The 22,750-nt window shown below is 58.3% G+C and carries 21 protein-coding genes; 6 read left to right on the top strand and 15 right to left on the bottom strand.

From position 1 onward, the window contains the following. Positions 1 to 152: 152 nt before the first annotated feature. The 3 genes from ubiD (at position 153) to folM (ending at position 3,239) form a co-directional block, all read left to right on the top strand. Positions 153 to 1,622, top strand: coding sequence for a 4-hydroxy-3-polyprenylbenzoate decarboxylase (ubiD, locus tag GQR90_RS15660; protein WP_158774914.1), 1,470 nt, complete (start codon positions 153 to 155; stop codon positions 1,620 to 1,622). An 87-nt stretch (positions 1,623 to 1,709) separates the two neighbouring features. After that, positions 1,710 to 2,504 carry an FAD-binding oxidoreductase gene (locus GQR90_RS15655; RefSeq protein ID WP_158774913.1) on the top strand — a complete coding sequence of 265 codons (795 nt, stop codon included), beginning with the start codon at positions 1,710 to 1,712 and terminating at the stop codon, positions 2,502 to 2,504. 21 nt (positions 2,505 to 2,525) lie between these two features. Continuing rightward, complete coding sequence (gene folM / locus GQR90_RS15650; RefSeq protein ID WP_158774912.1) at positions 2,526 to 3,239, top strand: dihydromonapterin reductase; 714 nt, start codon at positions 2,526 to 2,528, stop codon at positions 3,237 to 3,239. Positions 3,240 to 3,369: 130 nt separating this feature from the next. Here folM and GQR90_RS15645 read toward each other — a convergent pair whose 3' ends face one another. Both GQR90_RS15645 and GQR90_RS15640 read right to left on the bottom strand, forming a co-directional pair. Beyond that, entirely contained in the window at positions 3,370 to 4,080 is a 711-nt protein-coding gene (locus tag GQR90_RS15645) for an anti-sigma factor (RefSeq protein WP_158774911.1), read from the bottom strand. Continuing rightward, positions 4,059 to 4,613 carry a sigma-70 family RNA polymerase sigma factor gene (locus GQR90_RS15640; protein ID WP_158774910.1) on the bottom strand — a complete coding sequence of 185 codons (555 nt, stop codon included), beginning with the start codon at positions 4,611 to 4,613 and terminating at the stop codon, positions 4,059 to 4,061. The genes GQR90_RS15645 and GQR90_RS15640 overlap by 22 nt, the downstream gene beginning before the upstream one ends. A 781-nt stretch (positions 4,614 to 5,394) precedes the next feature. Here GQR90_RS15640 and GQR90_RS15635 point away from each other — a divergent pair. Next, the gene (locus tag GQR90_RS15635; protein ID WP_158774909.1) at positions 5,395 to 6,540 is read left to right on the top strand and encodes a 3-deoxy-7-phosphoheptulonate synthase; all 1,146 of its coding nucleotides are present in this window, start codon (positions 5,395 to 5,397) and stop codon (positions 6,538 to 6,540) included. Between the two features lie 305 nt (positions 6,541 to 6,845). Beyond that, positions 6,846 to 8,999 (top strand): PhoX family protein, encoded by a 2,154-nt coding sequence (locus tag GQR90_RS15630; RefSeq protein ID WP_158774908.1) that lies wholly within the window; start codon positions 6,846 to 6,848, stop codon positions 8,997 to 8,999. Between the two features lie 237 nt (positions 9,000 to 9,236). Here the strand turns inward: GQR90_RS15630 and ppk1 are convergent, their stop codons facing one another. Both ppk1 and hemB read right to left on the bottom strand, forming a co-directional pair. Further along, entirely contained in the window at positions 9,237 to 11,534 is a 2,298-nt protein-coding gene (ppk1, locus tag GQR90_RS15625) for a polyphosphate kinase 1 (RefSeq protein ID WP_158774907.1), read from the bottom strand. Positions 11,535 to 11,576: 42 nt separating this feature from the next. Next, entirely contained in the window at positions 11,577 to 12,596 is a 1,020-nt protein-coding gene (hemB, locus tag GQR90_RS15620) for a porphobilinogen synthase (protein WP_158774906.1), read from the bottom strand. Positions 12,597 to 13,015: 419 nt separating this feature from the next. Here hemB and elbB point away from each other — a divergent pair, with 419 nt between their 5' ends. Next, positions 13,016 to 13,705: an isoprenoid biosynthesis glyoxalase ElbB gene (gene elbB, locus GQR90_RS15615; RefSeq protein WP_158774905.1), complete on the top strand. Its 690-nt coding sequence runs from the start codon at positions 13,016 to 13,018 to the stop codon at positions 13,703 to 13,705. A 134-nt stretch (positions 13,706 to 13,839) separates the two neighbouring features. On the opposite strand, the gene tatC is transcribed toward elbB, so the two are convergent. From tatC to GQR90_RS15560, 11 genes are all read right to left on the bottom strand, one after another. Then, positions 13,840 to 14,637 (bottom strand): twin-arginine translocase subunit TatC, encoded by a 798-nt coding sequence (gene tatC, locus GQR90_RS15610; RefSeq protein ID WP_158774904.1) that lies wholly within the window; start codon positions 14,635 to 14,637, stop codon positions 13,840 to 13,842. Beyond that, on the bottom strand, positions 14,637 to 15,113 hold the full coding sequence (tatB, locus tag GQR90_RS15605; protein WP_158774903.1) for a Sec-independent protein translocase protein TatB: 477 nt from the start codon (positions 15,111 to 15,113) through the stop codon (positions 14,637 to 14,639). The genes tatC and tatB overlap by 1 nt, the downstream gene beginning before the upstream one ends. A 5-nt stretch (positions 15,114 to 15,118) precedes the next feature. Further along, complete coding sequence (gene tatA, locus GQR90_RS15600; protein ID WP_158774902.1) at positions 15,119 to 15,373, bottom strand: Sec-independent protein translocase subunit TatA; 255 nt, start codon at positions 15,371 to 15,373, stop codon at positions 15,119 to 15,121. A gap of 110 nt (positions 15,374 to 15,483) precedes the next feature. Beyond that, entirely contained in the window at positions 15,484 to 15,819 is a 336-nt protein-coding gene (locus tag GQR90_RS15595; protein ID WP_024951275.1) for a phosphoribosyl-ATP diphosphatase, read from the bottom strand. A 258-nt stretch (positions 15,820 to 16,077) separates the two neighbouring features. Beyond that, a complete protein-coding gene (gene ubiB, locus GQR90_RS15590) occupies positions 16,078 to 17,706 on the bottom strand; it encodes a ubiquinone biosynthesis regulatory protein kinase UbiB (RefSeq protein WP_158774901.1) in 1,629 nt (542 codons plus the stop codon). Further along, complete coding sequence (locus GQR90_RS15585) at positions 17,703 to 18,386, bottom strand: ubiquinone biosynthesis accessory factor UbiJ (RefSeq protein WP_158774900.1); 684 nt, start codon at positions 18,384 to 18,386, stop codon at positions 17,703 to 17,705. The genes ubiB and GQR90_RS15585 overlap by 4 nt, the downstream gene beginning before the upstream one ends. A gap of 7 nt (positions 18,387 to 18,393) precedes the next feature. Next, complete coding sequence (gene ubiE, locus GQR90_RS15580) at positions 18,394 to 19,140, bottom strand: bifunctional demethylmenaquinone methyltransferase/2-methoxy-6-polyprenyl-1,4-benzoquinol methylase UbiE (RefSeq protein WP_158774899.1); 747 nt, start codon at positions 19,138 to 19,140, stop codon at positions 18,394 to 18,396. A gap of 136 nt (positions 19,141 to 19,276) precedes the next feature. Then, positions 19,277 to 19,732 (bottom strand): gamma-butyrobetaine hydroxylase-like domain-containing protein, encoded by a 456-nt coding sequence (locus GQR90_RS15575; protein ID WP_158774898.1) that lies wholly within the window; start codon positions 19,730 to 19,732, stop codon positions 19,277 to 19,279. Positions 19,733 to 19,981: 249 nt separating this feature from the next. Continuing rightward, positions 19,982 to 21,307, bottom strand: a complete 1,326-nt coding sequence (hslU, locus tag GQR90_RS15570) for an ATP-dependent protease ATPase subunit HslU (protein ID WP_158774897.1) — start codon at positions 21,305 to 21,307, stop codon at positions 19,982 to 19,984. Between the two features lies 1 nt (position 21,308). Next, positions 21,309 to 21,830, bottom strand: coding sequence for an ATP-dependent protease subunit HslV (gene hslV, locus GQR90_RS15565; RefSeq protein ID WP_158774896.1), 522 nt, complete (start codon positions 21,828 to 21,830; stop codon positions 21,309 to 21,311). A 278-nt stretch (positions 21,831 to 22,108) separates the two neighbouring features. Further along, the gene (locus tag GQR90_RS15560) at positions 22,109 to 22,750 is read right to left on the bottom strand and encodes an SPOR domain-containing protein (RefSeq protein WP_158774895.1); all 642 of its coding nucleotides are present in this window, start codon (positions 22,748 to 22,750) and stop codon (positions 22,109 to 22,111) included.

The following is a 22,750-nucleotide window of genomic DNA, read 5'->3' as shown; positions in this document are numbered from 1 at the left end:
GTCATTGGTCCGGCTTTTCAGATCGACAGTGTCTGTATTCACCAGGACGCCCGTCTCCCTTATCAGGAGGCGGGCGTCTTGCGTTGATGACCTGCCGACTGCCGGTCGGCAATGGTATGCTCAAGACTTGTTCAAGCCGAGCGGAATAGCCCATGCAGTATCGAGACTTACGTGATTTCATCGCGGCGCTGGAAGAGAAGGGTGAGCTCAAGCGAATCAGTGTTGAGGTTGATCCTTATCTAGAGATGACCGAGATATGCGATCGTACCCTGAAGGCAGGTGGGCCGGCGTTGCTGTTCGAGAACGTCAAGGGCCATACCATGCCGGTGCTGGGCAATCTGTTCGGCACGACACGTCGCGTAGCGCTGGGGATGGGGCAGGAGTCCGTAGAAGCACTGCGTGAGGTGGGCGAGCTGCTGGCCTTTCTCAAGGAACCGGAGCCTCCCAAGGGATTCCGCGATGCCTGGAACAAGCTGCCGATCTTCAAGCAGGTGATGAGCATGGGGCCTAAACGGGTCAAGCGTGCCGCCTGCCAAGAAGTCGTACTTGAAGGCGATGCTGTCAATCTCGACATGATTCCTATCCAGCACTGCTGGCCGGGCGACGCGGCGCCGCTGGTCACCTGGCCCTTGGTGATCACGCGCGGACCGCATAAAGAGCGCCAGAATCTCGGTATCTACCGCCAGCAGAAGATAGGCCAGAATCGTCTGATCATGCGTTGGCTGGCACATCGTGGTGGCGCGCTGGACTTCCGTGAGTGGCAGAAGGCGCACCCGGGCGAGCCATTCCCGGTTGCCGTCGCACTTGGGGCGGACCCGGCGACAATACTGGGCGCCGTGACGCCGGTGCCGGACTCGCTCTCCGAATACGCCTTTGCTGGTCTGCTGCGCGGCTCGCGCACTGAGCTGGTCAAGTGTGGCCTATCGGATCTTGAAGTGCCGGCGAGTGCCGAGATCATCCTCGAGGGTTTCCTGTATCCGGATGACATGGCGCAGGAAGGCCCTTACGGTGATCACACCGGCTATTACAATGAGGTGGAGAGTTTCCCCGTCTTCACTATCGAGCGTATCACCCATCGTCGTGATCCCATTTATCACTCTACCTATACCGGGCGACCGCCTGATGAGCCGGCGATTCTCGGCCTGGCACTCAACGAAGTCTTCGTGCCGATTCTGCGCAAGCAGTTCCCCGAGATCGTCGACTTCTATCTGCCACCGGAAGGTTGTTCCTACCGCATGGCGGTCGTGACAATGAAGAAGCAGTATCCCGGTCATGCCAAGCGCGTGATGATGGGGGTCTGGAGCTTCCTGCGTCAGTTCATGTACACCAAGTTCGTGATCGTGCTGGATGACGACGTGGATGCCCGCAAGTGGGAGGATGTCATCTGGGCAATCACCACGCGCATGGACCCGAGCCGTGATACCGTTCTGATCGACAATACGCCGATCGATTATCTTGATTTTGCTTCGCCGACGGCGGGTCTGGGCTCGAAAATGGGCATGGATGCCACCAACAAGTGGCCGGGGGAGACGGATCGCGAGTGGGGCGAACCCATCGTGATGAGTGACGAGATCAAATCCCGTGTCGATGAGCGCTGGGAAAGTCTGGGCATTCTGGACTGATACCCTTCTTTTCTATCGGCACCTACGCATACACCCCTGTCGCTGCGCGAGTACGTGGTGGCAGGCTTCAGACAACAAGAGGATACGATGACGGCGCGGACCCTGACCTGTCATGTCGAGAGTGTGGAAGATCTGACCCCGGACGTGTTTCGTGTGCGCTTTGCCGCACGTCCCGAGGCCCTGGCGCATGCGCCGGGCCAGTATCTCGAGATGAAGCTCGATGACACCATCTGGGTACCGTTCTCCATCGCCAATGCCGCCAGTGATGATGGCGTGCTTGAGCTGCATATCCAGCACTGGCCGGAGCGCAGTAACTCGGCGCACCTGCGGTCGTTACTGGTTGCGGCGAATCAGCTGGAGTTGCGTCTGCCGAATGGCGAGTGCGTGCTGGACCTCGAAGACCCCAGCCCGATCGTGCTGATCTGTGCCGGCACCGGTTTCTCGCAGATGCACGCCATGCTGCAGGCGGCTTTCGCGCGTGGCCTGACTCAGCCCATCGAGCTGTGGTGGGCGGCGCGCGAGCGGCGTGATCTGTATCTGGAAAGTGCGGCGATCAATTGGGCTGCCAGCCAGCCCAACTTCCGCTATATCCCGGTGTTGGAAGAAGCGCCGGCACTTGGCGATGCGCATCATCTGGCGCTGGAAGCCGCTGGCGTTGAGACGGGCTTTACAGGTCATCTGGGGCGTATCGATGCCGCACTGCGTCAGCATGCTGGCAGTATGGCCGGTAAGCGAATCTATCTGTCTGGCTCACCGGGCATGGTGTACGCCTGTGTCGATGCACTGACGCCACTAGGTGTTGAAGAGGCGGGGCTGAGCTCTGACGTCTTCAGCTATGCGCCGCGCGTACCGCTGATTGACCCGACGCTTGTATCTGCTTGAAGGCTTGAAGGAGACCAGAGCATGAGTCAGTCACCGATTCTGATTACCGGAGGCGCCCAACGACTTGGGCGCTATTGCGCCGAGCGGCTGGTGGATGATGGCCATTCAGTCATCATCAGCTATCGGCGTGAGCGTGATGAGTTGGAAGCATTGCGGGCGCTTGGCGTGCGTACTGTTCAGGCTGACTTTTCCACGGAGGAGGGCATCAATGCGTTCATCGCGGCGATACGTGAGCTGACGCCGACTCTTCGGGCCATTGTGCACAACGCCAGTGACTGGTTGCCGGACACTGATGGAGAGGCGGCAGGGAGTAGCTTCGAACATCTCTTCCGTATTCACATGCAGGCACCGTATCTGATCAATCTGGCACTGCGTGATCTGCTTGAGGCGGGTATCGAATCACAAGCCGATATCATCCACATGAGTGACTTCGTGGTGCAGAAGGGCTCCAGCAAGCATGCGGCCTATGCGGCCAGCAAGGCTGGGCTCGAGAACCTGACGCTATCGTTCGCGGCCATGTTTGCCCCACGCATTCAGGTCAATACGATTGCGCCAGCATTGATCATGCTCAAGCCTGACGACGATGATGACTATGCCGAACGGGCGAAAGCCAAGTCACTGATGCAGAGCGTGCCGGGGCCGGGTGTGATCTGGCAGGCAATGCGCTACCTGCTCGACAGCCACTATGTGACAGGTACCACCATGCCGGTAGATGGAGGCCGTCACCTCAAGTGATGGGCTTTTGACCAATGATGCCTCTGGCATCGCTTGCGCCAGAAGGCTAGCCAGATGATGCACACAAAAATGCCCCCGCTTTTCAGCGGGGGCATTTTCGTTGATGGCATATCGTGCTGCGACCTGTCATCTACAGGATATGACGCCCTTCGACAGCAGTGAACTGACCTTTCTTGAGTGTCGGTCCCATCTGCTTGCCAGAGTGGGCGCCGCCCGGGTTTTCCAGCGTGATCACGAGATCACTGTCAGGGAAGGCCGCGAGATATTCCTTCGGCACTTCCACCTTCATGGAGCCGGAGTGCGGCAGGATGCCCAATGACATGGGTTTCTCGCCATCCTTGGTCATCAGCCAGAGTTCGCAGACCTTGCCAGGGGCGGGAGCATTGGGGCTCACGGCCTGCACCATCATCTCGCCCGAGTGAGACGCATTGACGATCCAGCCAGGGCTGCTGTCAGGGTTACTGACCACGAACACATAGTCGCTCTCCATGCTCTCGTTCTGTCCGAGACTGAAGGTCAGCGTTATGGCGAGCGCGACACTGAAGGCGGTAGCTGTCATGCCTTGCCAGAGGCCAAGGCGACGCCACCACGGCTGGCGGGCTGTACCGGTCGCCTCGGCGATGCCTTTCCAGACACTGGCAGGCGGCGCAATGGGTGTCAGCTGCTCGTTGAACACGTTCAGGTGTTCGCGCCAGCGTTCTACATCGCGTTGTACGTCGTGGCTGACGGACAGCAACGATTCAAAAGCTGTGCGTTCGTCACGTGTCAGTGTGCCGAGCGCGTATTCACCCGCTGCGATTTCGCGCAGTTCGGGGTCGCTCAGATCAAATGACTCATGCATATCTTCAACCTCTCGAGTCCACGTCGGACCCAGCTCTTGACGGTGCCTAAGGGCTGGTCCAATTGGTTGGCCAGATCCTGGTGGGTTAGGCCTTCGAAATAGGCCAGTTCCAGGGCGCGGCGCTGATCATCATTCAGCTCGGCCAAGCATTGATGGAGTTCACCACTATGCTGGGCCAGGTCGACATCTGCCTCGATATCACTGAGCCCTGGCATGGCTGCGATCAATTCATCACTGTCATGCTCGCTGGGGCGCTGTCGACGTATCCAGTCGATGGCGATATTGCGAGTCATGGTGCCAAGCCAAGTCATCGGGCGGGCGCGGTTGGCATCATACTGGCCAGCGGCAGCCCATATCCGGATGTATACCTGCTGAAGACAATCCTGCGCGGATGCCTCATGTCTCAAGATACGCATCAACTGAGCGTATAGATGCGCACTGGTTGCACGATAAAGTCGATCCAGTGCCTTTGCATCCTGCCGGGCACATCCCAGCAGATACTCTACGAGTGCGTCATTTCGGGTATCCTGCATGCATGCATTCCAGGCTGTGGGCGCGGTAGGTCAGACACCGCTGAACGAATGCGCGTTGCCGGTCATCAAGATCGGTCGGCAAGCAATGATTATACTGATGCATATCTGAGCCGATAGTCTCCCTTACGCCAAGCTGGCAACGAATAGTTGCCTGATCACGCTTGCGCACGACGATTCTGGATGCAAGGATAGAGATCTCGCGCTTCATGCGTTACGTTATTGGCATAATGTCACTTTATTGTTGTTAATGGATACTGGTCTTGCCCATGAACCCCCCGACATCTTCCAGCTTGCGTTCTGCCACTGTCTGCCCTTCGGGTCAGGTAGTCAGCAGTACGTGTGCTGCGGATTATTGGTATTGGTTTATACAGGGGCGCGCCTGAGGTTACGGCGCGCCTGTCTTGTACGGGCTGCCACCACCTTGAAAAACCCCCGGTCGCAGCCACGACCGGGGGTTTTTGTATTTATGGTCCGGTCAATTTGTACGAATACAGGGCATCGTCTCGGGACTGGTAGACCAGCAATCGCGACACGAATGATCTCAGCTTGAATGAACAGAGGAATTGCCATGCGCACCACGACCACATTGACTCGCTTCATCCTTGCTTCCTTACGGGTCGTGCATGGTTATTGGCGCTGGCGATTTAGTGGCGCCCTATCTCTTGCCGCTGTCACCGCGGGGCAGGGCGAGAGCCACCAGAGTGACATGTTGCGAAGTCCCTGTTTGCCAGACTGAATATTGCGTGATGGAGCAGATGCTTCATCACCGGAGATAAAGACCATGAATGCCAGCCTTGAACGTGTCATGACGGCTAACGACCTTTCCGAGAATGAGACCGAGAACGCTACTGTGACGATCCCTGATGCCCGCCCGACACCTTCCCTGACTACTGGGCGCATCAGTCGTGAAGCCTTGCCCAGCGCCGCTGAACTACGAGTGAGCCTGCCAGTCAGTGCTGCACTGCAAACCGAACTTCTTCAGCATCGTGCCGAGATCAACGCCATTCTCGCCGGTGAAGATGACCGCATGCTGGTTGTCGTGGGGCCATGTTCGATCCACGACACGAAGGCTGCACGTGAATACGCAGCTCGCCTGGTAGCAATAGAGCCCAAGGTGCGTGATCGTCTCAAGTTGGTGATGCGTGTCTATGTCGAGAAGCCGCGTACGACAGTCGGCTGGAAGGGACTGGCTTATGATCCGCATCTAGACGGTAGTGATGACATGGCCGCCGGTCTGCATCAGGCACGTCAGCTGATGCTGGAAATCAATCAGATGGGACTGCCCGTCGCGACCGAGCTGCTACAGCCGCTGACGGCCGCCTACCTGGAAGACCTGCTGGGCTGGGCCGCTATCGGTGCGCGTACCACAGAGTCTCAGATTCACCGTGAGATGGCTTCAGGCCTTGGTTGTGCAGTGGGTTTCAAGAATGGCACTGACGGTGGTGTTGAGGTCGCGATACAGGCGATAGGGGCAGCAGCGCATGGTCACCGTCACTTCGGTATGGACGACGATGGTCGTCCGGCCTTGATCGAGACCACGGGTAACCCGCACACGCATGTCGTGTTGCGCGGTGGCCACGGTCAGCCCAATTACGATGCAGCCTCTGTGGCAGCCTGTCGCCGTGAGTTGGAAAGTGCAGGCCTGACACCACGTCTGATGGTGGATTGTAGTCATGCCAATTCGCGCAAGGACCATCGTCGGCAAAGCGAAGTGATGCTCGATGTGCTGTCTCAGCGCATGCAAGGCGACGACGCATTGGTTGGCGTGATGCTTGAGAGCCATCTCAATGAAGGTAAGCAGGCGCTACCGGTGGCCTCACGGTTGTCTCAGCTGCGTCATGGCGTGTCTGTCACCGATGCCTGCCTCGGCTGGGAGACGACGGAGCACCTGCTGATGCTCGCGGCTGAGCGTCTACGGAGTATCTGATAGCTACTCGAGTACGCTCTGGCATTGATTCTTGGCCTAAGTCCAAAAGGTATTTTGGGCTGATGCTGGCAGATACTGGCTTGATCTCGATCGCTTTTCGATAGTTTGCTGATCACCCTCGATCTCTCTCGATACCCCGACACCCAGCGGCTTTCCTGTCGCTGGGTGTCGTCGTCTCTGCCGTACTGCCTTGGCTCCGTCACATGAATGTCATCCGGTTCGCGTATCACTTCTGTGGCCTTTGGTAAGCGATTGGCTGCCATGTCCCAGAAGAACAACCCGCAACCTGACACCGGGGAATATTCATGAGCAAGGAAATTGAAGATCATCGCCTGCTGAATGCCAGTAGCAATGAGCCGTTTTCATCTGTCATCGAAAAGCATATCTCTCGCCGCAATGTGTTACAGGGTGGTCTGGGGATGGCGGCTGTCAGCGTACTGGGTGGCTTTGGTCTTGCCGGTTTCAGCGGTGCTGCCAATAGTGACGACAGCAACAAAAAAGCACCCATGCCCGAGAAGACTCCGCTGACTCTGGCGTTCGAGTCCATCAATGGCTCGCGTACCGATGCCTTCGTCGTTCCCGCTGGCTATACCGCTCAGGTGTTGGCGCCGTGGGGTACACCGCTCAATAGCGCTGCGCCACAGTGGCGTGAAGATCTTGCCCTGACGCCTGAGATTCAGGCCAACAGCGTCGGCATGCACCATGATGGCATGCACAACTTCGCACTCGCGGCAGAGACAGCCTCCAGCAACTTCCTGCTGGTCATGAACAACGAATATATCGACCAGGATGCCCTGTGGGCGCCCAAGGGCGGTGCAACCAATACCGATGAAGGCAAGCGTCCGGCGGATGAAGTGCGTACCGAGATCAATGCACACGGTGTGTCGGTCATCGAGATCAAGAAAGATACCGCTGGCAAGTGGAACGTGGTGACAGAATCCGGCTACAACCGTCGTTTCACCAGCGTCAGCGAAATGGAGCTTAGTGGTCCGGTGGCCGGTAGCGACTACGTCAAGACGGTGTTCTCGAAAGACGGCATGCTGGCACGTGGTACCAACAACAACTGCGCCAATGGCTATACCCCGTGGGGCACCTACCTGACCTGTGAAGAGAACTGGCCGGGATATTTCGTCAAGCGTGAAGGTCGCGAGTTGGACGATGATCGTCTCGGCATCGAGACCGAGCGCGGCCGTTATGGATGGGAAACCGCCGCAGGTGATGCCGGCGAGGTCAGCGGTGAATTTGCACGCTTTGACAACACTCCGACCGCAGATAGCGCTACCGGCGATTACCGCAATGAGCCGCGGTCCTTCGGCTATATCGTCGAGATCGATCCCTATACCGACGCCAAGGCCGTCAAGCGCACTGCACTCGGTCGTTTCCGTCACGAAGGCTGCTGGCCGGGCAAGCTGGTGGCAGGCGAGCCAGTCGTTTTCTATTCGGGTCATGACTCGCGCAACGAATACATCTACAAATTCGTGTCTGACGCCAAGTGGGATGCCTCCGATGCACATGTGGCAGGAGACAAGAAGGACCGTCTGGCGATCGGCAGCAAGTACATGGACAAGGGCACGCTGCATGTTGCCCAGTTCTCTGCCGATGGCACTGGCAAATGGCTCAAGCTGACACCGGACTCCGTGACCAAGGATGGCCGCACGCTGGCAGCGGCCTTGAATCTGGCTGCCGATGATCTGGCTGGCATCATCGTGCATACCGCTGATGCGGCTGATCTGATGGGTGCGACACCGATGGACCGCCCGGAGTGGGGCGCGGTGGACCCGATCTCGGGTGAGGTCTACATGACGTTGACCAACAACACTGATCGTACCGAAAAGGGATCTGCTGCGGCCTTCACGGCCGATGGCAAGGCGATTGAAGAACTGGGTGTCGGCTACAAGACAGCACCGGCCAACGCTGCCAACCCGCGTGCCGATAACGAGGCAGGCCAGATCATCCGCTGGCGCGAAACTGAAGGGCATGGCAACTTCGATTGGGAAATCTTCGTCTTTGGTGCCGCTGCCAGTGATGCGGACAACCTGTCCGGCCTGACCGAGATGAACCAGTTTGCCAGTCCCGATGGCCTGTACTTCGATGAGCGTGAAGACGGCCAGGGTATCCTGTGGATCGAGACTGACAACGGTTATGAAGGCGTGGCAGATGCCACCAATGATCAGGTTCTGGCTGTCGTGCCGGCGGCACTCCAGCAGGCTGAGGGCGATGCTGCGGTGATCGGTGCTGACAACCAGGCGCAGCTCAAGCGCTTTGCGGTGGGCCCGAATGGCTGTGAAGTGACCGGGATCTTCGCGACGCCAGACAGAACGGCGCTATTCGTCAACATCCAGCATCCGAGTAATTGGCCGCAGGGCGATGATGCTACTGCCGTGACACAAGGGAGCGTGCGTCCGCGTGCATCCACCGTCGTGATTCAGCGTGCCGATGGTGGCCAGGTCGGTGTCTGAGACGCTGGCGGTGTGACGGATCACGCCTGAGTGTCAATGAAGCCCCTGCATCCAAGATGCGGGGGCTTTTTCATGTGTATCTGTGTCAGACCAGCGCTCATCAAGCGAGCAAAGGAGTGACGAGCATCCTGTGTGATGGTGTTGTGCGAAGTTGCTCATAACGAAAACGACCCTCACGGGTTAGCGTGAGGGTCGAAAGGGCGGAGACGATATGATGTCAGCAATAGCAGAAAAGCATCAGGCCTTGGCAGCGTAGGCGAACAGCAGGGTCTCCTGCACGCTGATCGGCTCGGCATCGCCGGCATCCAACTGGGTATAGTGGCCGTCGCTTTCGAGGCGCCAGCTTTGGCAGTTGTCGACCAGATAAGTGTCCAGATCCTTGCGGACGCGCTGGGCCAGTTTCTTGTCCAGCAGCGGGAAGCAGGTCTCGACGCGGTGGAACATGTTGCGCTCCATGAAGTCCGCACTGGAACACCAGGTTTCCGGGCTGCCGGCATTGTGGAAGTGGAAGGTGCGCGTGTGCTCGAGGAAGCGCCCGATCACTGAGCGCACGCGGATGTTGTCGGAGATACCTGGCACGCCAGGGCGTAGGCAACACACACCACGGATGATCAGATCGCACTGTACGCCAGCGCGTGAGGCACGATACAACGCACGAATCAGCTTGGGTTCCGTCAGCGAATTGCACTTGACGATGACGTGCGCGCGCTTGCCCTTCTCGGCATTGCGGGTCTCGCGATCGATCATCTCCACCATGCGCTCATGCAGAGTGAAGGGCGCATGCAGCAACTTCTCGATCGTGCGCTGCTTGCCCATGCCCGTCAGTTGCTGGAAGACCTTGTGGACATCCTCGCATAGCGTCTCGTTGGAGGTCAGCAGGCTGTAATCGGTATACAGACGCGCCGTCTTTGCATGATAGTTGCCCGTGCCCAGGTGAGCGTAATGGCGCAGCTCACCATTCTCGCGGCGCACGATGTGCAGCATCTTGGCGTGGGTCTTGTAGGCCATCACGCCGTAGATGACGATGGCACCGGCTTCTTGCAGGCGTGATGCCAGCTGCAGGTTGTCTGCTTCATCGAAGCGCGCGCGCAGCTCGATCACGACCGTGATCTCCTTGCCCTGACGTGCCGCTTCCACCAGAGATGAGACGATGTTGGAGTCAGCGCCCGTGCGATAGAGCGTCTGCTTGATCGCCAGCACGTTGGGGTCGCGTGCCGCTTCGGCCATCAGATTCTCGACCGGCGAGAATGACTGGAACGGATGATGAAGCAGGATGTCTTCGCGGCGGATGGCATCGAACAGACTGCCATCACCTTTCAATGCCTTCGGAATGCCGGGCGTGAAGGGCGCGTAGAGCAGGTCCTCGCGGCCGACATCGCCGATGACTTCCATCAAGCGATTGAGATTGACGGGCCCTTTGACCTGATAAAGATCGCGCAGCTCCAGTTCGAATTGCTTGAGCAGGAAGGCATAGAGCGTCTCGGGGCAGTTGTCGGCCACTTCCAAGCGGACACCGTCGCCATAACGGCGTGCCAGCAGCTCACCACGCAACGCGGAGGCAAGGTCCGAGACATCCTCGGCATCGACGGACAAGTCGGCGTTACGTGTCAGACGGAACTGATAACAGCCCTTGATCTTCATCCCCGGGAATAGCTCCTGAGCATGCGCATGAATCATCGAGGACAGGAAGACATATTCGGTGTAGCCAGCATCGGTGATGTCGTCGGGCACCCGAATCAGGCGTGGCAGTGAGCGTGGCGCTGGTAGAATGGCCAGGCCACCTTCGCGGCCAAAGGCATCCTTGCCTTCCAGCTCGACGATGAAATTGAGGCTCTTGTTGACGAGGCGCGGGAAGGGATGCGACGGATCGAGCCCGATCGGGCTGATGACGGGTTGAATCTCGTCCTCGAAGTAGCTGCGCACCCAGGCCTTCTGCTTGGCGTTCCACTGATTGCGGCGTCGAAAGCGGATGTGCTGCTCTTCAAGGGCGGGGATCAGCTCCTCGTTGAGAATGCGGTACTGACGCTCTACCTGCTCGTGAGTGATGCGTGAGATCTCATCCAGCACCTTGCCGGGCAGCATGCCATCGGGACCGGGATCAGTTCGATCAAAGGCGATCTGATGCTTGAGGCCAGCCACTCTAATTTCGAAGAATTCGTCCATGTTGGACGTGAAGATCAGCAGGAACATCAGTCGATTGAGCAGAGGGTGCGAAGTGTCCTGTGCCTGTTCGAGTACACGGATATTGAATTGAAGGTTGGACAGTTCGCGGTTGAAATATAGTGCCGGATCCGCAAGGTCCGCTTCCGGTGAGAGCGTTGCCTTGGCATGAATGCCAGTGCGGGTCCGGTTGACCCGCAGAGGCGGTGGTTCCAGTGCGGGTGGTTCATCCGTCGGCAGGTCTGCCCCGCTGATCTGAAGTTCACCGGAAGCTGCCGGTGCGGCAGCTTCCGAATCATCCTGAGCCGGGCGGATACTGACGTCCGCCAAGGTATCCGAGTGATCGTCACGGGTGTGCTTGTGCGTCTGTTCCATCATCAACTCCATGATCCCGGTCAGCCGCAGTCGCCGGGGTTGTCAAAGGCGGTTCTTTTCCGCCAGTAGCTCGGCAGCCCGGCGGGCAAAGTAGGTGAGAATGCCGTCGGCACCCGCACGTTTGAAGCATGTCAGGGACTCGAGAATGACCTTGTCGGCGTCCAGCCAACCATTTTGGAAGGCTGCCATGTGCATGGCGTATTCGCCGCTGACCTGATAGGCGAAGGTCGGCACCTGCAATTCGGTCTTCACGCGCGTGACGACGTCCAGATACGGCATGCCCGGTTTGACCATCACCATATCGGCACCCTCGGCCACGTCCATGGCGACTTCGTGCATCGCTTCGTCGCTGTTGGCCGGGTCCATCTGGTAGGTCTGCTTGTCCGCCTTGCCCAGATTGCTGCTGGAGCCGACTGCATCACGGAAGGGGCCGTAGTAGTTCGACGCATACTTGGCCGAATACGCCATGATGCGTGTATTGATCAGACCTTCCTGTTCCAGCATGGCACGAATCGAGCCAATACGACCGTCCATCATGTCGGAGGGGGCGATGACATCGGCACCCGCTTCAGCATGAGATAGCGCCTGTTTGATGAGTGTCTCTACGGTACGGTCATTGAGCACGTAACCGTCATCATCCAGGATGCCGTCCTGACCGTGTGTGGTATACGGATCCAGTGCCACATCAGTGATCACGCCCAGCGTCGGTAGTGCCTCCTTGAGGGCGCGTATGCAGCGCTGAACAAGCCCGGCAGGGTTGTAGGACTCCTCGGCGTAAAGCGTCTTGGCATCGATATCCACCACCGGGAATAGCGCAATGGCCGGCACGCCCAGTGCGTGAACTTCGCGACATTCCTCGACCAACAGGTCGATGGACAGTCGCTCGACGCCAGGCATGCTGGGGACGGCTTCACGGCGCTGAGCGCCCTCCAGCACGAATACCGGCAGGATCAAGTCATCCGCCGTCAGCTGATTTTCACGCATCAGACGGCGGGAGAAGTCATCCTTGCGCATACGGCGCATACGGGTCGCAGGAAACTGGCGCGGGGTACGTTGGCTCAAGAATCACTCTCCGGGTCGGATAGTCCGTTCCCGTCATGGACGTTGGCAGTCTAGGTTTATAATATTTCAATAATATTACAAGGGCGGCCAGTCGATGCGGGAGATGAGCATGGCACTGATACAGCGCCATGCGATGGTGCCTTGAGTATATCAGTGCGTCACCATGACAGCAGGCGCGCAGCATGAGGCACGGTGTCGCGTTGTATGCGTAATTATTGATGTATGACGATGGAGGGTATGGCAAGTCGCAAGATGATACGCATGATCATGGCTTGAGTTGTGACCGACCTGCCCATAGTCTTGAGTCACCGGCGTATTGGCATCCTTTGCCTGCATGGCTGCCAACGTCCGCTGTCCACGCATGTCTTTCTGACCTGTCCGGCTTCGCCGGAAACAGTTCACCGTCAATGGAGTATCCCATGACCAAGCAGGTAGCGCTGATCCTTTCCGGTTGCGGTGTCTACGATGGCTCCGAAATCTACGAAACGACCTTGACCATGTTGCGTCTCGATCAGCTGGGCATTGCCTATGAATGCTTTGCGCCCGATATCGAGCAGCATCATGTGATCAATCATTCTACAGGCGAAGAAATGCACGAGACTCGCAACGTGCTCATCGAGTCTGCACGCCTGGCGCGAGGCAAGGTACGGCCGCTGGATGAACTTTCTGTCGATGACTTTGATGCACTGATTCTGCCTGGTGGCTTTGGTGCCGCCAAGAATCTGAGTAACTTTGCTGTCAAGGGTGCTGATTTCGAGGTTATCGAGGGCCTGCGCGCCGCCGTGCAGCCCTTCCATGAGGAAGGCAAGCCGATTGGTGTGATGTGCATTGCGCCGGTAATGGTGCCGCAGCTGTTGGGGCAGGGCATTTCCGTTACCGTGGGTAGCGATGCCAGTGTCGCAGGTGCGATCAGTGCGCAGGGCGGCTTGCACAAGAGTTGTGAAGTGACGGATATCGTGATCGACGCTGCCAATCGCGTTATTACCACGCCTGCCTACATGCTGGCTGAGCGCATCAGTGAAGCAGCCGAAGGTATTTTCAAGCTGGTGGATCGTATCGACGGCTGGATCACGGATGATCAGGCACGTGAGGCGGATAAGCAGAACTAGCCGCCAATGAATGTTAACTCGCGTTAACCACTCATGAAGCCAGACACGACTTTCAAGATATAAAACGCAAACACCCCGCCAATGGCGGGGTGTTTGCGTTTGGACGATTCACGGCTAGCTAGCGTGTCGCACGCTTACGATGGTTCTTGTGTGGCATCTTTCGCTGGCAATGCGCGACGACGTTTGAAGAAGCGTGCCGACAGAATGCCAACTTCAAATAACAGCCACATCGGAATCGCCAGCAGTGATTGAGAAATCACATCCGGCGGCGTCAGCATCATGCCGACCACGAAACAGCCGATCACGATGTAAGGGCGCTTTTTGCTTAGCGCCTCAACTGACGTGGCACCTGTCCAGATCAGCAGGAAGGTGGCAATGGGAATCTCGAACGCGACACCGAAGGCGAAGAACAGCTTGAGGACAAAATTCAGATATTGATTGATGTCCGTCATGATCGCCACGTTCTCGGGGCCTGTAGTGGTAAAGAACTTGAACAGCAGCGGGAACACCACGTAGTACGCGAAGGCAGCGCCGGCATAGAACAACACAATGCTGGAGGCGAGCAACGGTAGTGCCAATGCTTTCTCGTTTTCGTAAAGCCCTGGCGCGATGAAGGCCCAAGCCTGATATAGCACCATGGGGATGCCAAGGAATAGCGCCACGACCAGTGTCAACTTGAAGGGAGCCAGGAAGGGCGAGGCCACTTCTGTGGCGATCATCTGTGACCCTGGCGGCAGCAGCGCCATCAAAGGCTCAGCCACGTAGAGGTAAATCTGATTGGAGAAGCCATACAGCGCGGCAAACACCACCAGCACAACGACAGTGGCACGCAATAATCTTGAGCGTAGCTCGATAAGATGCTCAATGAGCGGTGCGTGGACAGTCTCGCCGGTGGAGGTTGAATCCGGCTCCGGGGCATGCGGATCACTCATCAGGAACGCGGCTCCCGTGACTCACTGGTGATGGATGCGGCGTTCGGCTCACCGTCGAGCTTGTCAGCCCCAGCAGGGCGGGAGCTTTCGGGCGTAGGCAGTACGGTAGAGGACTGACCGACAGTTGGTGCCTTGTCGACAGCAGTAGCCTTGTCGAGAGAAGGCGCCTTGCCGACAGACGGCGCAGTGTCAGCAGGGGGTGTCGGCTGTGTGATGCTGTTCTCCACGTCGCGTGCTTCATTGCGTGCGTGAGCCAACGTCTCGTCGAGCTGTTTCTTCTGCTCATTGAGCGTCTGACGCAGTTCTTCGGCTTCCAGCTGTGCACTGATTTCCTGCTGAATGCCCGAGACGCTGCGCTTGATGCGGCCTAGCCACAGGCCCGCCGTACGGGCGGCCCGAGGCAGACGCTCCGGGCCGAGCACGATCAACGCCAGTAGCGCGATCAATGCCAATTCAAAAAAGCCGATATCGAACATGCGGGTTACGAGCGCTTGTCAGCGGCATCGCGGCGTTCAGCCTCGACATCGATGGTTTCGCCGCGCGACTCCTCATGAGCAACCTTCTGCTGAGCGGCCGTCTCTTCCGACTTTTTCTCTTCTTCTTTCATGGCGCCCTTGAAGCCCTTCACCGCACCACCGAGATCAGACCCGACGTTGCGTAGCTTCTTGGTTCCGAAAATCAAGATGATGATGCCGAGTACGATCAAAAGCTGCCAGATACTGATGCCACCTAACATGGGAAGTTCTCCGTTGTGGCCGCTGAGACTAGGTCATGAGGCCTTGAGTCTTGCAGGGTGTCGTCACCGCTGCCGAGAAAAATGGCTTGCGCCGATAAGTTGCTGATCCATCACTGACCGCGAGCGGCCTTTTCATCGTGACCCGAGACGCCAAAGCGGCGTGCCAGTTCATCTAACACTTCCTGATGGTCCAATCCCAGGTGCGAGAGCATGACCAGGGAATGGAACCACAGGTCGGCTGTTTCACCGATCAGTGCACGGTGAGAGTCCACATCGTCCTGTGTGAAATCCTTGGCGGCCAGTACTGTCTCGGTCGCCTCTTCGCCGATCTTCTCTAACACCTTGTTGAGCCCTTTGTGATGCAGGCTCGCCACATAGGAAGAGGTCGGGTCAGCGTCGCGCCGCTCTGCCAGTACTACCGACAGACGGTTGAGAATATCACTCATGAATCATCATTCCTGAAAGCATCGCTTCAAAAAAGCATCGCTGCAAAGCATCGCTGCCCAAAGCATCAAATCGTGTTCTGTAGACGAGAAGCCGACATGTCGTCTACAGAACAGTGCGTACATCCCATCAGCCACCCGTGAGTGTGTCGCGGACATGCGACTCAGGATGCAACCGTTACATGACATTCATATTGCACTGCGCTCTATGAGCGGGCAAGTCACGTCAACAATAAGCGGCTATATGGCTTGCGGATAGGTTCAGCGCCATAGCAATAACAAAATGCCGAGTCCTGCGCCTGCGAGCACTATCGGGGACTGAGTTTCTGCCCAGGCCATCAGGGGCTGCCACCCCAGTGCACCTGCGATCAATAGCGCACCAGCGCGCAAACGCCAGCTGGTACTGGCGGCGCTGGAGACACGATCGCGCAGTGTCGTGATGGCTTCGGTCTGACGCGTGCGGGCACGGTGTTCGTCCTCGATACGTTCTAGCGCCTGGAAGGCCATCACCGGCAGTTGTGGTAGTTGGTGAGACAGTTCCGGCGCTTGCTTGAGCAGCTCGTTCCAGAATGCCTTGGGGCCCGCACGCTCTTTCATCCAGCGCTCCAGATAGGGTCGGGCGGTGGCCCACAGATCCAGTTCCGGATACAGCTGGCGGCCCAACCCTTCGATGTTGAGCAGGGTTTTTTGCAGCAACACCAACTGTGGCTGAACTTCCATGTTGAAGCGTCGCGCCGTTTGAAACAGCCCCAGCAGCACCTGGCCGAAGCTGATGTCCTTGAGCGGTTTCTCGAGAATCGGCTCACAGACAGCGCGTATGGCGGCGGCAAATTCGTTGGCACGTGTCCCCTCGCCGACCCAGCCGGACTCGATGTGCAACACCGCTACCTCGTAGTAATCCTGACGGAAAAAGGCCAGCAGGTTACGCGCCAGATAGTCCTGGTCTTCCCGCGTGAGACTGCCGACGATACCGCAGTCGATGGCGATGAACTGCGGATCGTGCGGGTTCTCACGGGAGACAAAGATATTGCCGGGGTGCATGTCGGCATGGAAGAAGTTGTCACGAAAGACCTGCGTGAAGAAGATCTCCACGCCGCGTTCTGCCAGCTTCTTCAGATCAGTGCCCTGCGCGTTCAGCTCATCAATCTCGGCGACAGGAATGCCGCGAATGCGTTCCTGCACCATGACCCGACGACGGGTCAGTGGCCAATGGATGGCGGGCACGTAGAGCAGTGGCGAGTCGAGGAAGTTACGCTTGAGCTGAGAGGTGTTAGCCGCCTCCTTGTGCATGTCCAGTTCGTCGAACAGCGTCGCTTCATAGTCAGAGACGACTTCTACCGGACGCAGGCGGCGTGCTTCCGGTGAGATCTTCATCAGAATGCGTGCGAACAGGTACAGCAGTCCAATGTCCTGGCGCATCACTTGCTCAATGCGCGGACGAATGACCTTCACGACCACATCAGAACCATCATGAAGACGCGCTGCATGCACCTGAGCAATCGAAGCAGAGGCTAGTGGTTGGGCCTCGAATTCAGCAAAGGCTTCCTCGACAGACATGCCCAGCTCTTGCTCGACGAGTTCACGCGCGACCTTGTTCTCGAAAGGCGGCACCTGGTCTTGCAGGCGCTTGAGCTCGTCAGCGATATCAGCCGGTAGCAGATCACGACGGGTGGATAGCATCTGGCCGAACTTGATGAAGATCGGCCCTAGCGCTTCCAGCGCCAGCCGAAGACGTTCTCCGCGTGAGCGATTTCCGATGGGGAACAGGCGTAGTGGCGATAGCTTGACCAGAGGTCGTAGCAACGCCGGCACGCGCGAGAGCGGAATCAGGTTATCGAGGCGATAGCGGACGATGACCCACAGGATGCTCAGCAGGCGATAGAGTCTCACGACGGCTGGCACTCCCGGTCAGAAGGGTTGGTTGAGGTCGCAGATGAAGCCGTTGCGGCTTCAAGGTGACGGCGCAGACGTGCGAGACGTGCCTCGGTGCGATCAAGGCACTGTGCCAGTTCGGTCAGCTCGTCACGGGCAACATTCATCTGTGCATGACCTGGCAGCCAGTGGGCCTCCTCGGTGAGGTATTCGCGCAGATCCAGCTCCAGCTCACGACGACTGGTCAGGCCAAAGCGTCCGAGACTACGCAGGCCATTGGCCAGGCTATGGCCGGGAGTCTCGCCAAACCATTCGCCTAGCGCACCTTCCCAATCCAGGTCGAGGTCCATCACCAGTTCACGGGCACTTTCCAATAGATGAATGCGCCCGCGCACTGCCAGACGGCCCTCGAACATCAATCGTTCGATCGGCTCGCCGGAGAGGAGTGCGGCAGCAGTTTCCATGTCGAGCTCTACTACCACGTCGCCGTCGGTCTCTTTCGCTTCCGGTAGGCGTAATAGCGTCAGGCCCTGCAGATCGAAGTGCACCAGTAGATCAAAGGCGGGCCGTTCGACCCGCAACAGCAGGCGTCGGCCTACCAGCGCATTGAGGCGGGTGGCAGAGGCCGGATCTCGGGCGAGTAGCTGGTTGAGCGTCCGCTCAGCGGTCGCCAATAGCAGGGGGGTCAGCAATGCCATGACAGCCTCAGAGCTTGATACCGCGGTGCAGCGCGACGATGCCGCCCGTCAGGTTGGTGTACTCGACGCGCTCGAGTCCCGCGTCTTCCATCATGCCGGCCAGTGTCTTCTGGTCAGGGTGCATGCGGATGGATTCGGCGAGATAGCGGTAGGAGTCGGCGTCACCGGCGACCAGTTCACCCATCTTCGGTAGTAGGCGAAAACTGTACTGATCATAGGCGGTGGAGAGTAGCGGGTTGGTCGGCTTGGAAAACTCCAGCACCAGAAGACGACCACCTGGCTTGAGGATACGCTGCATTGAACGCAGAGCCTTGGCCTGATCGGTGACGTTACGCAACCCAAACGCGATGGTGATGATGTCGAAGGTATTGTCCGGGAAGGGCAGCGCCTCGGCATTGGCTTGAACGTACTCGACATTGCCACCGACACCATTGTCGATCAGCTTGTCGCGACCGACATGGAGCATTGAGGCGTTGATGTCTGCCAGTACCACGCGGCCGCGGGGGCCGACCAGGCGCGAGAACTTGAGTGTCAGGTCGCCAGTTCCTCCGGCAATATCGAGCACGGTATGACCCGGGCGGGCACCGGCTCGTTCCAGCGTGATGCGCTTCCACAGACGGTGGACTCCGAACGACATCAGGTCGTTCATCACGTCGTACTTGGCAGCGACACTATGGAAGACATCGGCGACGCGGCCTGCCTTCTCTTCCACGGCAACTTCCTGATAACCGAAGTGGGTCGTACGCTTGTCCATGACTTCCCCTGTTGTGAGGCCGCGCAAGGCGGCATCAGCGCAATATGGTGAGCTTTCGCAGTGGCTCGATTGTAACCGCTGGCCAGCGGGCTGTCTTTTGGCAAGATGCCGCAGCGCTGTGATGTCGCGTCACGCGCTAGAGCTGGTTGAGCGGAATGCCCAGCGGTTCACGCGAGGCGCCAGCATCTTCCATCTGACGCAGATAGTAGGCCCACATGGCATCGCGACGATTGGCCAGCTCCCACAGGTATTCCCAGGTATAGAGACCGCTGTCGTGGCCATCATCGAAATGCAGCTTGAGCGCGTAGCGGCCGCTCTGGGTGATGTTGGCCAGTCCCACGTGACGCATACCGACCTGCAAGGTTTCCTGTCCCGCCCCGTGGCCACGGACCTCGGCCGAGGGTGACATGACGCGTAGAAACTCGGTGGAGAGACGGAATTGCTGGCCATCGGCATAGCCCAGCTCCAGTTCGCGTTCAGATTTGTGATAGTGCACACGCGTGGGAACCGGAGCTTCCTCGGCGTTGCGCGCTTGACGTTCATGTACGCGATACTGGTGTTCGCCGTGCTCGGAGGGTGTGTCATGACTCATGGGGAAATCCTCTCAGGCGGCCAGACGAGCAAGCGCTAGTCGGCAGAATTAGCGGTAATGGCAGGGCAGCGAGTGGGGCTCATGATATCAGCGCCCCGCAACATCACGCGTACTCATGATGCACTGACGCCCGAGCCGGGCCAAGCCGGTTCGGGCGTCAGAAGCACGATACCCGAATGGCATCGGATGCCATTCGGGTACGAGATACGAGGCGCAGATACTCAGAGCGCTTCTTTATCGAGCTTCGCGTTACAGGATATAGCGTGACAGATCTTCGTCACGCGCCAGATCACCCAGGCGCTCATCGACGTAGGCAGCATCAATGGTGAGTGCTCCCGCTTTATCAGCCCCTTCATAGGAAATCTCTTCCAGCAGGCGCTCCATCACGGTGTGCAGACGACGGGCGCCGATATTTTCGGTGCCTTCGTTGACCTGATAGGCGATCTGCGCAATGCGCTCGATCGCGTCATCAGCAAAGGTCAGCTCGACGCCTTCTGTCGCCAGCAAGCCTTTGTACTGACGGATCAGCGCGGCAGACGGCTCGGTCAGGATGCGTTTGAAGTCATCCGGTGTCAGCGCATTCAGCTCGACGCGAATCGGCAGACGCCCTTGCAGCTCCGGAATCAAATCCGAGGGCTTGGTGAGGTGGAACGCACCGGAGGCGATGAACAGGATGTGATCCGTCTTCACCATCCCGTGCTTGGTTGAGACGGTAGAGCCTTCGATCAGCGGCAGCAGATCGCGCTGCACGCCTTCACGAGAGACATCGCCACCACTACCGGATTCGCCACGCTTGGCGACCTTGTCGATCTCGTCGAGGAACACGATGCCGTTCTGTTCGACGGCTTCGATAGCACGACTCTTGAGGTCTTCATCGCTGACCATCTTGGCCGCTTCTTCTTCACGTACCAGCTTGAGAGCTTCCTTGACACTGATGCGGCGGTTCTCTTTCTGCTGCTTGCCCATGTTGGAGAACATGGATTGCAGCTGACTGGTCATTTCTTCCATCCCCGGCGGGGTGGCGAAATCAAGACTCTGGCTGGCAGGGCTCAGCTCGATGTCGATTTCCTTGTCGTCCAGCTGACCTTCACGCAGCTTCTTGCGGAACATCTGACGCGTGCTGCTGTTGTTGGACGCAGCATCGTACTCTTCGCCGCGAACACGTGGCAGCAGAGCATCGATGATGCGGTCTTCGGCCGCATCTTCTGCCTTGTCGCGCACTTCCTTCATTGCGTCTTCACGGACCAGCTTGAGGCCAACTTCGACCAGGTCACGAATGATGGATTCGACGTCACGGCCGACATAACCGACTTCAGTGAACTTGGTCGCTTCAATCTTGAGGAAGGGCGCACCAGCAAGCTTGGCCAGACGACGCGCGATCTCGGTCTTGCCGACACCGGTCGGACCGATCATCAGGATGTTCTTCGGTGTGACTTCAGGGCGCAGATCGTCGTCGAGCTGCATGCGACGCCAGCGGTTGCGCATTGCTACTGCGACGGCGCGCTTGGCTTCAGGCTGACCGACGATATGTTGATCGAGGGCGTTGACGATTTCCTTCGGGGTCATCTGGGTCATCTCAGGACAGCTCCTCGATAATGACATTGTGATTGGTGAAGACACAGATATCGGCCGCGATGGCGATGGATTTCTCGGTAATCTCGCGAGCGGACAGCTCGGTATTGTCGAGCAGGGCACGTGCGGCGGCTTCAGCGAAGTTGCCGCCGGAGCCAATGGCCAACACGCCATGTTCCGGCTCCACCACATCCCCATTGCCGGTGATGATCAGCGAGGAGTGCTTGTCAGCGACGACCAGCATGGCTTCCAGCTTGCGTAGTGCGCGATCAGAGCGCCATTCCTTGGCGAGCTCGACGGCCGACTTGACCAGCTGACCCTGATACTTTTCCAGCTGTGCTTCAAAACGCTCGAACAGCGTGAAGGCATCAGCGGTACCGCCAGCGAAACCGGCCAGTACCTGATTGCGATAAAGGCGACGAACCTTGGCAGCATTGCCTTTCATCACAGTATTGCCAAGGGATACCTGGCCGTCACCAGCCAGTGCGACCTGGCCGTTGCGACGCACGGAGACGATCGTGGTCATGGGAGACTCCTGAGAGGACATGCCGGCGATTGGAATAAGATGAACAGAGCCGGGCATGATATGACTGGGCAGACAAGATTTTAGCCTCATCGGCGAAATACGGTTGACGGCTGTCAAGCACTTGGCATCAGTGCTGACAACTCGCCGGAAAGCAGTAAATGGGGGCGCTATGATGGGTTTCAAGTGGCCGGACCACGAGCGTTGAGAGGCACTGGTGCTGTCACAAACAAAACAGGCCCGCTCATCGAATGAGCGGGCCTGTTTGCGACTGATCAGCGTTACTGAAGTTTGATCAACAGCGGCTCGATGCCTTGGGTGTTCATCAGGTCTTGTGCGCGGTTGAGCTCGCGAGTGTCCTTGTAAGGGCCGACCTGTACCCGGTGCCACACCGTACCACCTGAAGCATTGACGTCGCTGACCTTGGCCAGCAGACCGAGGTCCTTGAGCTTGCCTGCCAGCTTCTTGGCATCGCTCATTTCACGAAACGAAGCTGCCTGCAGCATGTAGTTCGTCAGAGCTGCGGTAGACGCCTTGGTGCTCTCACTGCTGCCCGGGCGAGGCGTGGACTTGTAGGCATCCACCTTGGGGGCAATCACCTCGGTTTCTGGCAGCAAGGTGTAGAACTCGAAGGTCGGCATGGCGCCGCTTGCATCCTCCTTGGCGCTCCCCTGTTTGTCGCTGGCCGATTTGTTACCGTTCTGGCCGTTCTGCTGGGTATTGACCTTGGGAACAATGGCCGCGACCGGCAGACGCGGTGCCTGCTTCTCGAAGTACTGGGCCAGTGCGAAGCCGGCAATCAGGCCTATGATGCCCCATAGCCACCCCGGTAGGCCGCGGCTCTGAGTGGCGGCGGACTGACGACGGGGGCTTGCTCCCTGACGGGAAGCGGGCTTCTTGCTGGGTGGGCGGCGAGCAGCCAT

Origin of the sequence: Cobetia sp. L2A1, from assembly GCF_009796845.1 — a bacterium.
Lineage (GTDB): Bacteria > Pseudomonadota > Gammaproteobacteria > Pseudomonadales > Halomonadaceae > Cobetia.
The sequence above is the reverse complement of the archived record's forward strand: the minus strand, read 5'-3'. Positions and strand labels throughout refer to the sequence as shown.

What these genes read in the sequence shown, in the direction of transcription:
- ubiD (WP_158774914.1), top strand. Translation starts at nt 153, where the DNA reads ATGCAGTATCGAGACTTACGTGATTTCATCGCGGCGCTGGAAGAGAAG.
- GQR90_RS15655 (WP_158774913.1), top strand. Translation starts at nt 1,710, where the DNA reads ATGACGGCGCGGACCCTGACCTGTCATGTCGAGAGTGTGGAAGATCTG.
- folM (WP_158774912.1), top strand. Translation starts at nt 2,526, where the DNA reads ATGAGTCAGTCACCGATTCTGATTACCGGAGGCGCCCAACGACTTGGG.
- GQR90_RS15645 (WP_158774911.1), bottom strand. Translation starts at nt 4,080, where the DNA reads ATGCATGAGTCATTTGATCTGAGCGACCCCGAACTGCGCGAAATCGCA.
- GQR90_RS15640 (WP_158774910.1), bottom strand. Translation starts at nt 4,613, where the DNA reads ATGCAGGATACCCGAAATGACGCACTCGTAGAGTATCTGCTGGGATGT.
- GQR90_RS15635 (WP_158774909.1), top strand. Translation starts at nt 5,395, where the DNA reads ATGAATGCCAGCCTTGAACGTGTCATGACGGCTAACGACCTTTCCGAG.
- GQR90_RS15630 (WP_158774908.1), top strand. Translation starts at nt 6,846, where the DNA reads ATGAGCAAGGAAATTGAAGATCATCGCCTGCTGAATGCCAGTAGCAAT.
- ppk1 (WP_158774907.1), bottom strand. Translation starts at nt 11,534, where the DNA reads ATGGAACAGACGCACAAGCACACCCGTGACGATCACTCGGATACCTTG.
- elbB (WP_158774905.1), top strand. Translation starts at nt 13,016, where the DNA reads ATGACCAAGCAGGTAGCGCTGATCCTTTCCGGTTGCGGTGTCTACGAT.
- tatC (WP_158774904.1), bottom strand. Translation starts at nt 14,637, where the DNA reads ATGAGTGATCCGCATGCCCCGGAGCCGGATTCAACCTCCACCGGCGAG.
- tatB (WP_158774903.1), bottom strand. Translation starts at nt 15,113, where the DNA reads ATGTTCGATATCGGCTTTTTTGAATTGGCATTGATCGCGCTACTGGCG.
- tatA (WP_158774902.1), bottom strand. Translation starts at nt 15,373, where the DNA reads ATGTTAGGTGGCATCAGTATCTGGCAGCTTTTGATCGTACTCGGCATC.
- GQR90_RS15595 (WP_024951275.1), bottom strand. Translation starts at nt 15,819, where the DNA reads ATGAGTGATATTCTCAACCGTCTGTCGGTAGTACTGGCAGAGCGGCGC.
- GQR90_RS15585 (WP_158774900.1), bottom strand. Translation starts at nt 18,386, where the DNA reads ATGGCATTGCTGACCCCCCTGCTATTGGCGACCGCTGAGCGGACGCTC.
- ubiE (WP_158774899.1), bottom strand. Translation starts at nt 19,140, where the DNA reads ATGGACAAGCGTACGACCCACTTCGGTTATCAGGAAGTTGCCGTGGAA.
- GQR90_RS15575 (WP_158774898.1), bottom strand. Translation starts at nt 19,732, where the DNA reads ATGAGTCATGACACACCCTCCGAGCACGGCGAACACCAGTATCGCGTA.
- hslU (WP_158774897.1), bottom strand. Translation starts at nt 21,307, where the DNA reads ATGACCCAGATGACCCCGAAGGAAATCGTCAACGCCCTCGATCAACAT.
- hslV (WP_158774896.1), bottom strand. Translation starts at nt 21,830, where the DNA reads ATGACCACGATCGTCTCCGTGCGTCGCAACGGCCAGGTCGCACTGGCT.
- GQR90_RS15560 (WP_158774895.1), bottom strand. Translation starts at nt 22,750, where the DNA reads ATGGCTGCTCGCCGCCCACCCAGCAAGAAGCCCGCTTCCCGTCAGGGA.